Genomic DNA, 12,155 nt, shown 5'->3' on the forward strand with positions numbered 1-12,155 from the left:
CAGCACTTGCTGGCGCTGGCCAGAAACGTCCCGCCAAAAACCGTCGCCAAAAGCAAACGAGGTCCGAAGGTGCCCAAATCAAAGGAGTGGCTTGAGGGCAAGGCAGTAAATGCCCACGTGTCGACAGATCGGGTACTCAAGGCCGCCAAAGCCAAAAGACCTTGAAAGGGATGGCTGTAAAAGCGAAACCGCCAGCAGCCATCACCGCAGAAACGGATATGTCCCCCAACCTTAAGTGAACACCGTGGCACCGACCTGTTCAGTGCCCACGAATGTAATGCTCCAGCTGCCGAATCAGATCAGCCTGTTCAACGATGGCTTCCTTGACCAAATCCCCAATCGATAACAGACCAATCAGTTCGCCACCATCCACCACCGGCAAGTGACGCAAATGGCTGTCGGTCATGACCGCCATGCAACGCTCGATGCTCTGCTGACTGTCGGCGGTCACCACGGGCGCGCTCATGATGTCGCGCACCGGCGTACCAACCGAAGAGCGCCCCTGCAGAACTACCTTGCGCGCATAGTCGCGCTCGCTGATCACGCCAACCACCTGCCCGGCCTCGATCACCGGAAGCGCGCCCACGTTCTTTTCAGCCATGATCCTCAGCGCTTCAAGCACCATCTCATCGGGCGCGATGCTGTGCACCTGACGGTTTTGCACGACCTTGAGTTTCAGCAATTGTGCGGCTGTTTTCATAAATGCCTCCGATGCGGATACGCGATGCTGTTGAACAGGCTCAAGCCACCCCGACTTCCACCACGCCGCTGTTCAACCGCACGGGCCAAACACGCAGTCGCTGTTGCGGGTACTCCAGGCAGCTGCCGTCCTCAAGGCGGAAATGCTGTTTGTAGATCGGCGATGCAACCACCAGATCCCCCTTAATGCTGCCCACCAACCCGCGACCGATGACATTCGCCCCGGATTGCGGGTCATGGTTGTCGATGGCGTAGAGGGTCCGACCCTCGGCACCCGGCAGGTAGAACAGCGCCACTTGCGCGCCGTCGAACCAAACGACAACGCCGGAGTTGCTGACCAGGTCCTGTTGCTCGCACACCGTTTGCCAGGCCTCGGTGCTTTCCAGGGAATCGATGCGTTGGGTATTGGACTGGCTCATCAGACAATCTCCTCGGTAACAGGGATAAGGTTGAGTTCGGCGGCCATGATCGGGCGCCGCTGGCCGCGTTCCTGGACAAAGTGGATGTCCGGGTCCGGGCGTTTATCGTTGACGAAGGTACGGAAGCGCTTGAGTTTTTCCGGGTCTTTGAGGGCGTTGGCCCACTCGCATTCATAGCGATTGACCACCAACTGCATCTGCGATTCGAGCTCTTCACCGAGCCCGAGGCTGTCGTTGATGATCACGTCCTTGAGGTAATCGAGGCCGCCTTCCAGGCTTTCGCGCCACACCGAGGTACGCTGCAATTTGTCGGCGGTGCGGATGTAGAACATCAGGAAGCGGTCGATGTAGCGGATCAGGGTCGCATCGTCGAGGTCGGTGGCGAACAGCTCGGCGTGACGTGGACGCATGCCGCCGTTGCCGGCGATGTAAAGATTCCAGCCTTTCTCGGTGGCGATCACGCCAACGTCTTTGCTCTGAGCCTCGGCGCATTCCCGGGTGCAACCGGACACCGCGAATTTGAGTTTGTGCGGCGAGCGCAGGCCCTTGTAGCGGTCCTCGATGGTCAGGGCCATTTGCACGCTGTCTTGCACGCCATAACGGCACCAGGTGCTGCCGACACACGACTTCACCGTGCGGGTCGATTTGCCGTAGGCGTGCCCGGTTTCGAAACCGGCCTCAATCAGCTCGGCCCAGATGTCCGGCAGTTCATGCAACTGCGCGCCAAACAGGTCGATACGCTGGCCGCCGGTGATTTTGGTGTAGAGGTCGTACTTCTTCGCCACCACACCGATCGCGATCAGTTTGTCGGCGGTGATCTCACCACCGGGGATGCGTGGCACCACCGAATAGGTGCCGTTTTTCTGCATGTTGGCCATGAAGGTGTCGTTGGTGTCCTGCAGCGGCACCAGTGAGGCGTCCATGATCGGCTGGTTCCAGCACGACGCGAGGATCGAACCCACCGCCGGTTTGCACACGTCGCAACCGGTGTGGCCACGGCCATGCTTGGCCAGCAGTTCTTCGAAAGTGATCACCCCTTCTACCCGCACCAGCGCATAAAGTTCTTGGCGGGTATAGGCGAAGTGTTCGCACAGGCTCTTGTCGACGCTGACGCCTCGGGCAATCAACTCATGTTCGAAAACCTGCTTGAGCAGCCCGGCACAACCGCCGCAACCGGTGCAGGCCTTGGTCTGCGATTTGAGCAGGCCGAGGTCGGTGCAGCCACCGTCGATGGCCGAGCAAATGGAACCCTTGGTGACGTTGTGGCACGAGCACACCGTGGCCGCTTCGGGCAACGCGCCTGGACCCAAGGTCGGCGCGCCTTCGGACGATGGCAGAATCAGGCTGGCGGGTTCCGCCGGCAGCGCAATCGCGTTCTGCATGTATTGCAGCAGCGTGTCGTAATAGCTGTTGTCACCGACCAACACCGCACCGAGTACGTGCTTGCCGGTCGCGTCCACCACCAAGCGTCGATAGCTGGCCGTGGTTTCGTCGATGAACTGATAGCTGCGCGCGCCCGGTGTGCTGCCGTGGGCGTCGCCGATGGAGCCGACATCGACGCCCAGCAGCTTGAGCTTGGTCGACATGTCCGCGCCCATGAACGGCTCGGCGGTTTCGTTGCACAGCAATGCGGCAACACCGCGCGCCATTTGGTAGCCCGGGGCGACCAGGCCAAAAATGCTGCCGTTCCACGCGGCACACTCGCCGATGGCATAGATGTTTGGATCGCTGCTCTGGCATTGATCGTCAATCACCACACCGCCGCGCGGGCCGACTTCCAGCGAGCATTGACGGGCCAGTGCGTCTTGCGCACGGATACCGGCGGAAAACACGATCAGGTCGGTTTCAAGGAATTCGTCATTGGCGAAGTTCATCCGATAGCGGTATTCCTCGCCTGCGCTGATCGATTGCGTGCCGCGCGACAAATGCACGCCGACGCCGAGGCGTTCGATCTGCGCCTTGAGCGCCAGGCCACCGTACTCGTCCAGCTGCACCGGCATCAGGCGCGGGGCGAATTCCACCACATGGGCTTCCAGCCCCAGGGTTTTCAGCGCGTTGGCCGCTTCCAGGCCCAGCAAGCCACCGCCGACCACCACACCGCGTCGGGCGTTGCTTGCCGCGGCACGAATGGCGTCGAGGTCTTCAAGGGTGCGATACACCAGACGCGAATCGCCCTCGGCGCCTTCGATCGGCGGCACAAACGGATAGGACCCGGTGGCCAGCACCAATTTGTCGTAGGAGACACAGCCTTGCGCGGTGATCACCTGACGGCGTGTACGGTCGATTTCCAGGACCGGCACCCCCAGATGCAGCGTGACGCCCGGGGTCTGGTACAGCGAGGCTTCACCGAGGGCCAGCGACTCGGCATCACGGCCGGAGAAATACTCGGACAGGTGCACGCGGTCGTAGGCACGCATCGGCTCTTCGCTGAACACGTGCAGTCGATAGTGATCAAGGGCACCGCGTTCGATCAGCTGTTCGACACAATGATGTCCGACCATGCCATTGCCGATCACGATCAGCGTTTGCAGCTTGTTCAAAGTGGCAACATTGGAATTCATAAGAGACACCCGTCGATAGCTGTTCAAAAAGCAAAAAAAAACGCCTGAAACCTTGCGGTTCCAGGCGTCTTTGCCTGTTCGTTTACGGTGCCAGGTCAGGCATCTATGCCGGATCCACCGATGTTGCCCGCGACCTGTTCGGCCAATCGATCGTCGTTGACCGAGGGGGCTGCCCACTCGACTGCATTCACAGTGGGCCTGAACAGTGTCTTGCAGACTTTGTGCCAGTTGGCCGTTGGCAGTCCTTGCGCCAGTAAACGTTGACCACGGGCGCCCATCAAAGCCCGATGTTTGCCTTCGCATAGTGCAGAGGCGTGTTGCGCGGCCTTATAAAAGTGCACAAAGGCGATCCCGTTCCGGTTCAGAATTTACCACCCAGCGGGTATTCGATCGCCAGGCGGTCTGATTGGCGTCCAGCTCCGCTTGCACCGCATTCCCGCGATGAACCGCATGGCGCAGGCTGAACGCGAGGTTTTTCGCGACGCCCGACTGCACCACGTATTTGGCCTGCAGATCACGTTCCCAGTGCTTGCCGCCCTGCCCGTAACCCAACCACTTGTAACCACAGTTGGGGTCCATGTGCGTACCGTCGATGCCGCTGCCGCGCACGTACAGGGCGCCGAAGGTCAGGCGGGGAATGCCGTAACCGGCCATGTTCAGGTCATAGCGCGCGTTCCCTGGCAAGGCATACGGCCAGCGCAGCCGAATATCGAAATCTTGAGGCCGATCTTCAGTATCCACAGCAATCCAACATAGGTCTCATGCACGCCCGGATATCCGGTACCAGCGGTTACATGCTCAACCCCCCTGATTAGCCCCGGTAGCTTTGAAGACTTTGTCAAACTGATCATTCCCGAGTTGCAGAAGCGCGGCTTCTTTCGCACCGAACCTAAGGGCGGCACTTTCCGCTCAAGGTTGCGCGTCGATCGTGCGAGTCGCTTGCCCGCGTCGGCATATGGGGCATCGTTTCGTTTCGACCAGACGCGTTGACAGCTGTTGCCGCTAGCAAAAAATAACGGCGAGATGTGAATTCTTTCGTGTTCTCTTGTATCTGATCAGAAAGAAGCCGTGCTATCAAAAAGATGGCATCGGTAAAGGCAAACTCGTCTGGCCTGCGCCACACCGAAGCTCAGCGGTTTGCATAAGGACAGATCAGTTACAGAGTGGCTCGCATGAAATCACGTGAGAAAACCGTCAATCCGATCGGATTGGAAGACATCACCATTGTCGATGACGCGAAAATGCGCAAGGCGATCACGGCCGCTGCACTCGGCAACGCGATGGAGTGGTTCGATTTCGGCGTCTATGGTTTTGTTGCCTATGTTCTCGGCAAGGTATTTTTCCCAGGCGCTGATCCCGGTGTGCAGATGATTGCTGCGTTGGCCACCTTCTCGGTTCCCTTCCTGATCAGGCCTCTGGGTGGTTTGTTTTTCGGTACGTTGGGCGATAAGTACGGTCGGCAGAAAGTCCTGGCGGCCACCATCGTGATCATGTCGCTCAGCACCTTCGCCATCGGGCTGATTCCGTCGTATGCCTCGATTGGCATCTGGGCGCCGATCCTCCTGCTGCTCGCTAAAATGGCCCAAGGTTTTTCAGTGGGCGGTGAATACACCGGCGCCTCGATCTTCGTCGCCGAATATGCCCCAGATCGCAAGCGCGGTTTCCTTGGCAGCTGGCTGGACTTCGGCTCGATCGCCGGCTTCGTCTTTGGCGCAGGCCTGGTCGTGCTGATTTCCACCATTCTGGGCGAAGAGCAGTTTGAGGCATGGGGCTGGCGCCTGCCCTTCTTCCTCGCCCTGCCCCTGGGCATGATCGGGCTCTACCTGCGTCACGCGCTGGAGGAGACACCGGCGTTCCAGCAGCATGTCGAACAACTGGAACAGGGTGATCGCGCGAAGGCCTTGCCAGAGGCCCGAAAGTGTCTTTCAAGGAGGTGGCCACCCAGCACTGGCGCAGTCTGATGACCTGCATCGGCGTAGTGGCGGCCACCAACGTCACCTACTACATGCTGCTCACCTACATGCCGAGCTACCTGACACACAACTTGCACTACAGCGAAAATCACGGCGTGTTGATCATCATCGCGATCATGGTCGGCATGTTATTCGTCCAGCCGATGATCGGTTTCATCAGCGACAAGATTGGCCGCCGCCCCTTCATTATCTGCGGTAGCGTCGGTCTGTTCTTCCTCGCCATCCCGGCCTTCATGCTGATCAACAGTGGCAAGATCGGCCTGATCTTTTCCGGTTTGCTGGTGCTGGCGGTGCTGCTCAACTTTTTCATCGGCGTGATGGCTTCCACCCTACCGGCGATGTTTCCCACTCACATCCGCTACAGCGCCCTGGCCAGCGCCTTCAACGTCTCGGTGTTGATCGCGGGTCTGACCCCTGCCGCCGTGGCCTGGCTGGTGGAAAGCACGCAAAATCTGTACATGCCGGCCTACTACCTGATGGTGATTGCCGTGGTGGGTTTGATTACCGGTGTGACGATGAAAGAAACGGCGAATAAACCGTTGCGTGGTGCAGCTCCGGCGGCTTCCGACATTGAGGAAGCGCACGAACTGCTGCAGGAGCATCACGACAACATCGAGCAGGAGATCGAGAACATCGACGCAGAAATCGCCGAGCTGGAAGCTAAACGTGAGCATCTCGTGCAGCAGCATCCGCGAATCGGATAACGGGGGCACTATTGTCCAGTAGCTGCCGTTCAATGCTGTCCACAGAGACCCACTCGACGTAACCTGAAGAACACCATTGAAGCGCAGGCTTGCGCGGAATTGATCGGGGCAGCCGACACGGCACCTGCTCAGAAAGCTATTGCGGGAATGAATCATTGGTACAAGGCCTACGCGGTACCTCATATGACTACAGCCATCGGGCTGGCAAAAAAACAGTCTGACGCTTAGTTGTAGGGCAATCACCAGGCAGACACGGATCTGTTTTCTCTGGTTTGAAAGTCTCCTATGGGTCGTATTCAGCCCATCGTGACGGACAGCAATCGGCCAAAAGCAGCCCTATATGCCGAGGCGCGCTTTGCTGGACGCTGCACCTGGCATCAACTGGATTGATCGACGACCTTAATCTGCGTCAGCCCCACCAGCTCAGCCTGCTCTAAAATCTCCTCCGGCGTCGCGTCCGCAGTGGGCATGATCAGGCTGTTCTCCCCATCCCCAAAATGCAGCTGTAGCAGGTGCATCGCCGCCTCATGTAAGGGCAGCTGAGACTGCTTGAGTTCAAATATGCGTGTGCGGGATTCGCCGTTGAACAGGTATTCCAGGATGTATTTGCGCATGGTGGGATCCTTGTATGGGGACAAATGCAGCTGATTATTCTGACCTACTGATCAGCTTTTAGCTCAACTGCAGACCCCAAGATTGGTTATCGAGGAGCTATATATGCGCCTCGGTAAATCGACCTGCACTTGCACTTCTGGGAGCTGTCAGCACTTGGCGTTTAACTCTCCTGTCATGGCTACCGTCTAGCGCATAGGTGAGCACAGAAACTATGCCTTAAATCCCTGACGTTAAAGGAGATAGCCCCGGTGCAAGGCTTGCAGAGCGCCGTACACCAGTATTGGGTTGGCCAGCGTTGAAAGGCTGCGGTCAATCACGAGCGGCACGAACCTTTCCGCTGAAAACTCTGAAGCCATAGGTGTTGTAGATGAGCGTCACCGGTATCAGCACGGCGAAACCCACCAACATGAAAACCTGACTGTTCGGACTGGAGGCGGCAGCTTGCAAGGTCAGGTGCGGCGGGACAATCAACGGATATAGCGCTGCGATCATCAATGCGAACGCCAAAACGAAGATCCCCAATGCTGCGAACAGCGGCAGATACTGCCGGCGGCTTCGAAAACCCAAAATGAAGCCGATCAGCAGTGCAATGAGTAGTGTTGCGGCCGGCAGCCAGACAAGACGATTGGAAAGCCGATGCGCATATTGAGTGTCCAGTGTCGCTGTCCAGACAACCAACACGGCCAGAAGCACCAGGGTTACGATGGCCAGCGCCCTCGCCTGTCGACCTGATCGTCGTTGCAGATCTTCTACAGTGCGCCAATACAACCAGCAGGCGCCCAACCACGTGTAGCCCGCCACGAGCACCGCGCCACAATACAGCGGAAACAGACCTGACCACTCCCAGCCGTCCCCGCTGTACTGCCCGCCCTGATTAGGCACGCCTTGTACAAGCGTACCCAACACAATCCCCTGAGTTGCCCCGGCCAGCAGCGAACCGACCAGCAGCAAGCCGTCGACCATGCGTTTGATACGATAGCTGGGCGAGTAGTCTCGAAATTCTAGCGCTACCGCGCGAAGAACCAGCGCCAAAAACATCGCGATAAACGGCAGATAAAGCGCCGGCAGCAAGGTGGCGTAAGCCAGCGGAAACAAGGCCAGTAACCCCCCGCCTCCCAGCACCAGCCAGGTTTCATTGGCGTCCCAGATCGGCAAGATGGTCACGGCCATGGTACGACGGTGCTGACTACATCGGGTAAGGCCGAGCAGTACGCCAACACCAAGATCAGTGCCGTCCAACAGCACGTAGTTCAATACCGAGAACGCCAGGGCCGCAGCGGACAGCAGGATTATCCAGTCATTCTCCAACATGGATGTATTCCCTCAAGGTTTACCCGTCTCGTCAGCCAGAGTAGGTTGCGGCCCGGGCTCGCCCTCGTGAGGAGGCTCATGCAGTAGTCGCAGCAACACCCATAGACCCACGCCAAAGATCGCCACATAAAACGACAGGATCGTCCACGTTGACCCTACCACCTGCTGTCGAGACACCGAAGACAGGCTGTCAGCCGTGCGCAGCAAACCATAGACGGTGAAGGGTTGGCGTCCGACTTCGGTTACCACCCAACCACTCAACATCGCCAGAAATCCAGCCGGGGCCATCAGCACACAGACTCGGAGCATCCAACGCGCTGCGTACAGCCGTTGTCGCCAGCGCAACACCAGACTGGCCAAGCCCTGTCCCACCATCAACAGGCCCAAGCCGACCATGAAACGGAAGGCGAAGAACACCGTTGGTACAGGCGGGATGTCCTCAGGCGGAAATTCATCCAGGGCGGCGATGGTGCCACTCAGGTCATGCCGCAAGTAGAGCGACCCTATGCGCGGAATCGCCACTTCCCAATGATTGCGTCGCTCAGCCATGTCCGGAAGTGCGAACAAGCGTAATGGTTCGCCTGCGCCATCAGGCGGGCGAGTCCAGGAGCCTTCGATGGCAGCGACCTTTTGCGGCTGTACTTTAAGGCTGTGCTCACCATGAAGATCTCCCACCAGGATTTGCACAGGTGTGAGCAACACAATCACCCACAGCGCCATGGAGTATGCAAGCCGAGCTCGCGGGTTCTCGGCCCCCCGTAATAGCTGCCAGGCGCTGACACCGGCCACCAGCGTGGCGCTGCCGATCAGCGCGGCCAACGTCATATGCACAAGCCGGTAAGGGAACGACGGATTGAAGATGATCGCCCACCAGTTTTCGGCAATGAAGCGGCCATCGGCGCCAATGGAGTAACCGGCGGGTGTCTGCATCCAGGAATTGGCCGACAAAATCCAAAACGCGCTGATCAGCGATCCGAGGGCTACCGCGCAGGTAGCAAAGAAATGCAGACGAGGGCCAACTTTTTTCAATCCGAATAACATGATGCCAAGAAAACCAGCTTCCAGGAAAAACGCCGCCAGCACTTCATAGAACATCAACGGGCCGAGAATATCTCCTGCCTGAGTCGAAAGCCGCGACCAATTTAGCCCGAACTGGTATTCCAGAATCAGACCCGAGGCGGTGCCTACCGCGACGTTGAGGGCAAACACTTTTAGCCAGTAAAGGTAGACGTCCAGGTAGATCCTTCGCCCGCGCCACAGCCACAGTGCTTCGAGCACGACCAGAAAGTTGGCCAAGCCGATGGTGAAGGCCGCCAGCACGATATGAAAACTTATGGTGATCGCGAACTGGGCACGCGCCGCTATTAGCGCAGAATCAACCGCGTCCATGCTGTACACGCACCGTTAGCCAATGAGCGTAGGAATCAGCAATTAGCAGCAGCGAACGATGGCTAGGAAGACAGCCTAAGGTGTTGGCGGGAAGAGGCATGGCACATGTCCAATGTATTGGTCGGTTGATTCTCTTGGGTGGCAATGATTCCGAAAGTCAAAGCTCAAAATCTTCCCCTCTGGACAGGCAGAATCATGCGGGAGGCATCGGCCAAAAATGGTCGACTGGTTTCAATGCTTCCCTCTCGATAGGTGTTCATGTTTTTAGATCATACGATGCAAAACGATAAACAGAGAGTTCACCCTGCCAGCCACTTCAGGGACGAGCTGATTGGGCTGCAGCTGGCAAGGTGAACAAATAGACAATAGCTTTCCCTGCTGAACTTACCTCATTCCGCTCGTAAAATTTCCACGAGTGAATGTTCTCGTCGAGATTCTTGCTATTGGCCCTGGCCTTGCTTTGGCACTTTTTACAGTCCCCATCTTTTGAGACTGTGTTCATGCCTAGGAGGGCATAAACGGCCGGCAGCGGAATCAACAACGGAGGTGTTCATGGTAATGAAAGCGACGGTGACAGTAGTAACGACTGCGAATCGCGCTGGCAGTGATCTTGGCGGCGGTAATAGCAGCAGTGGGCGCTGCGGCAGCGGCCATTACGATGGGCATTCCGGATAGGGTCACTCCAGGAATTTATCCTATGACCGCTCTGGCGCTCACTCCGAGCCAGGCGATTACCATGGCGTTCATGCAGTTGGGGGCGTTGGCGGCGATCACGCAGGTCATTTTCGAAGTGAATCTAGCGATGATCACAGCAACCATGTAGGCGGCTACCCAGGAGATGATCGTGTTAACCACATTGCCAGTGAACGGGCGATGACAAATGAGGTTCATGATCTGCGCTGACCAGCCGCCAGAGGTGCGGGAGTTTGAGTTTGCGTCCACCAGAAAAGCTAAATACCCGGAGTCGAGTCACCCACCCCATACTGTCGCCCCATTTACAGGGCATTTCCCCCAGAGTTGGCTGTAGTTGCCCCCGGAAAATTTTCGGAGGGAAATGCTCGATTTAGGAGCACTACCCCTACCCCGACCGATGAATCCATCGACCCCGTTTCTGACAATTGACACACACCAGATTTACTCAGCGACAGCGACTTGATTACGTCCAAGCGCTTTTGCTCGATACAGTGCTTTATCGGCACTGTTCATCAAGCTGTGCAGATCGTTATCACCGGTATCCGTTGACGCTACGCCGAGGCTGGCTGTTATGCAGTGAACAGGCTCAGTCATCAATCCGGCGATAGTCTGGATGAGTTGTTCAGCAATCTTAACGGCAACCTCAATGGAGGTGTCCGGGAGCAGAACAGCGAACTCCTCGCCACCCAGCCTGCCATGGACGTCAGTTTCACGAAAGGACGTACTGATGACCACACCCATCTGACGCAGAACCTGATCCCCGACCTGATGACCATAGGTGTCGTTGATATGCTTGAAGTGATCCATATCCAACATCACGGCGCACAAAGGCAACCGGTTATTCTTACAGTAATCATGCAACTGCTGGGCATGGTCAAAGAAAGCTCGACGATTTTTCAGGCCAGTGAGCTCATCGGTCTGTGCTGCACGGGTGGAAATGCTATGCGCCCGCTCGATTTCACGTGTCAGACGGAAGGCTGTTTCCAATGCATCGGATAGACTGCGTGTAGCGCTGGCCACAAATGACGTGAACACTAAAACGGCCAGTGCCATACCGACCTGCATCGCTGACGATTGAAACAGCAGCCATGTGGTGCACGGCAACAAAACCAAGCCGATGGACACTAACGTCATGTATCGATAGGCGGAGTAGCAGGACACCGCACTGACCGACATTCCGACGGTAAAGAGCATGACCAAGGTCTGCGACAAAAGGTCGTTTGGTGGCATTACAGCTAATGCCCCTGCGCCCCAGATACCGGCAGATAACACTAGCGTGCTCCAGTATTTCCACTCCCATCGTTGAGGTGTGCGCTCACTTTCCTGGCTGCGAAAATAGGCAATGAACATCGAGATCCGCAACAACGTCGATCCCGTCAGTATGGGTATCCACCAAACAACGACGCTGTGCTCAAAACGATCCCAGCACATCCAACACAGAATGACGGCAGCTAGGTAACTACCGAAAACCGCAGAAACTGATTGGCGGAACAGCTGATGCAATCGGTCAGTTCGCACCTGCTCTACTATGAAAAAATCCTGGTTATTCCGAGATGTTGGGACATCCATTTGATCCGCCTGATCATGATGCTGCGTCAGAAACTATTGTGGCACCTTGCCACCAAAGCAAACAACCGATTCACAAGCATTGCTGACTACAAAACTCGCTGTTAATCGCATCGGCTAAGGGACAGGTTTGACGGATACCACCTCGGAATACCTGAATTTCTTCTTTCTAGCCTCATTCTTCGCCCCTTGTCCTGCGACAAGATTGCTCAAAACTCTTATCAT

Annotated in this window: 9 protein-coding genes and 3 pseudogenes; 3 read left to right on the top strand and 9 right to left on the bottom strand. The window is 57.0% G+C overall.

The features are described from left to right. Nucleotides 1-259 precede the first annotated feature (259 nt). From ACIQU2_RS06100 to ACIQU2_RS06120, 5 genes and pseudogenes are all read right to left on the bottom strand, one after another. Nucleotides 260-700, bottom strand: a complete 441-nt coding sequence (locus ACIQU2_RS06100; protein ID WP_129444742.1) for a CBS domain-containing protein — start codon at nt 698-700, stop codon at nt 260-262. A gap of 40 nt (nt 701-740) precedes the next feature. Then, the gene (gene nirD, locus ACIQU2_RS06105) at nt 741-1,118 is read right to left on the bottom strand and encodes a nitrite reductase small subunit NirD (RefSeq protein ID WP_347805980.1); all 378 of its coding nucleotides are present in this window, start codon (nt 1,116-1,118) and stop codon (nt 741-743) included. Beyond that, nucleotides 1,118-3,679 carry a nitrite reductase large subunit NirB gene (nirB, locus tag ACIQU2_RS06110; RefSeq protein WP_347805979.1) on the bottom strand — a complete coding sequence of 854 codons (2,562 nt, stop codon included), beginning with the start codon at nt 3,677-3,679 and terminating at the stop codon, nt 1,118-1,120. Before nirB ends, nirD begins: the two co-directional genes overlap by 1 nt. A gap of 95 nt (nt 3,680-3,774) precedes the next feature. Then, the gene (locus ACIQU2_RS06115; RefSeq protein ID WP_347805978.1) at nt 3,775-4,020 is read right to left on the bottom strand and encodes a hypothetical protein; all 246 of its coding nucleotides are present in this window, start codon (nt 4,018-4,020) and stop codon (nt 3,775-3,777) included. A 20-nt stretch (nt 4,021-4,040) separates the two neighbouring features. Then, a pseudogene (locus tag ACIQU2_RS06120) lies at nt 4,041-4,351 on the bottom strand (OprD family outer membrane porin); the annotation flags it as partial. 92 nt (nt 4,352-4,443) lie between these two features. Here ACIQU2_RS06120 and ACIQU2_RS06125 point away from each other — a divergent pair. Both ACIQU2_RS06125 and proP read left to right on the top strand, forming a co-directional pair. Continuing rightward, nucleotides 4,444-4,669 (top strand): annotated as a pseudogene (locus tag ACIQU2_RS06125) (LLM class flavin-dependent oxidoreductase); the annotation flags it as partial. A 182-nt stretch (nt 4,670-4,851) separates the two neighbouring features. After that, nucleotides 4,852-6,356: pseudogene (gene proP, locus ACIQU2_RS06130) on the top strand (glycine betaine/L-proline transporter ProP). Nucleotides 6,357-6,733: 377 nt separating this feature from the next. On the opposite strand, the gene ACIQU2_RS06135 reads toward proP, so the two are convergent. The 3 genes from ACIQU2_RS06135 to ACIQU2_RS06145 form a co-directional block, all read right to left on the bottom strand. Continuing rightward, a complete protein-coding gene (locus ACIQU2_RS06135) occupies nt 6,734-6,970 on the bottom strand; it encodes a hypothetical protein (RefSeq protein ID WP_403139404.1) in 237 nt (78 codons plus the stop codon). A gap of 310 nt (nt 6,971-7,280) precedes the next feature. After that, nucleotides 7,281-8,282, bottom strand: a complete 1,002-nt coding sequence (gene cydB / locus ACIQU2_RS06140) for a cytochrome d ubiquinol oxidase subunit II (protein ID WP_347804940.1) — start codon at nt 8,280-8,282, stop codon at nt 7,281-7,283. 12 nt (nt 8,283-8,294) lie between these two features. Next, nucleotides 8,295-9,671 carry a cytochrome ubiquinol oxidase subunit I gene (locus ACIQU2_RS06145; RefSeq protein WP_403139406.1) on the bottom strand — a complete coding sequence of 459 codons (1,377 nt, stop codon included), beginning with the start codon at nt 9,669-9,671 and terminating at the stop codon, nt 8,295-8,297. Nucleotides 9,672-10,368: 697 nt separating this feature from the next. On the opposite strand from ACIQU2_RS06145, the gene ACIQU2_RS06150 reads away from it, so the two are divergent. Further along, nucleotides 10,369-10,494: a hypothetical protein gene (locus tag ACIQU2_RS06150; RefSeq protein ID WP_403139408.1), complete on the top strand. Its 126-nt coding sequence runs from the start codon at nt 10,369-10,371 to the stop codon at nt 10,492-10,494. A gap of 311 nt (nt 10,495-10,805) precedes the next feature. Here the strand turns inward: ACIQU2_RS06150 and ACIQU2_RS06155 are convergent, their stop codons facing one another. Beyond that, a complete protein-coding gene (locus ACIQU2_RS06155; protein ID WP_347804937.1) occupies nt 10,806-11,933 on the bottom strand; it encodes a GGDEF domain-containing protein in 1,128 nt (375 codons plus the stop codon). Nucleotides 11,934-12,155: the final 222 nt, after the last annotated feature.

The sequence above is a fragment of the Pseudomonas sp. NPDC098740 genome (assembly GCF_044760065.1).
In the GTDB taxonomy this organism is placed as follows: domain Bacteria; phylum Pseudomonadota; class Gammaproteobacteria; order Pseudomonadales; family Pseudomonadaceae; genus Aquipseudomonas; species Aquipseudomonas rossensis.

Coding starts and splice junctions, on each gene's coding strand:
- ACIQU2_RS06150 (WP_403139408.1), top strand. CDS start 10,369: ATGACCGCTCTGGCGCTCACTCCGAGCCAGGCGATTACCATGGCGTTC.
- ACIQU2_RS06155 (WP_347804937.1), bottom strand. CDS start 11,933: ATGGATGTCCCAACATCTCGGAATAACCAGGATTTTTTCATAGTAGAG.
- cydB (WP_347804940.1), bottom strand. CDS start 8,282: ATGTTGGAGAATGACTGGATAATCCTGCTGTCCGCTGCGGCCCTGGCG.
- ACIQU2_RS06100 (WP_129444742.1), bottom strand. CDS start 700: ATGAAAACAGCCGCACAATTGCTGAAACTCAAGGTCGTGCAAAACCGT.
- nirB (WP_347805979.1), bottom strand. CDS start 3,679: ATGAATTCCAATGTTGCCACTTTGAACAAGCTGCAAACGCTGATCGTG.
- ACIQU2_RS06135 (WP_403139404.1), bottom strand. CDS start 6,970: ATGCGCAAATACATCCTGGAATACCTGTTCAACGGCGAATCCCGCACA.
- nirD (WP_347805980.1), bottom strand. CDS start 1,118: ATGAGCCAGTCCAATACCCAACGCATCGATTCCCTGGAAAGCACCGAG.
- ACIQU2_RS06145 (WP_403139406.1), bottom strand. CDS start 9,671: ATGGACGCGGTTGATTCTGCGCTAATAGCGGCGCGTGCCCAGTTCGCG.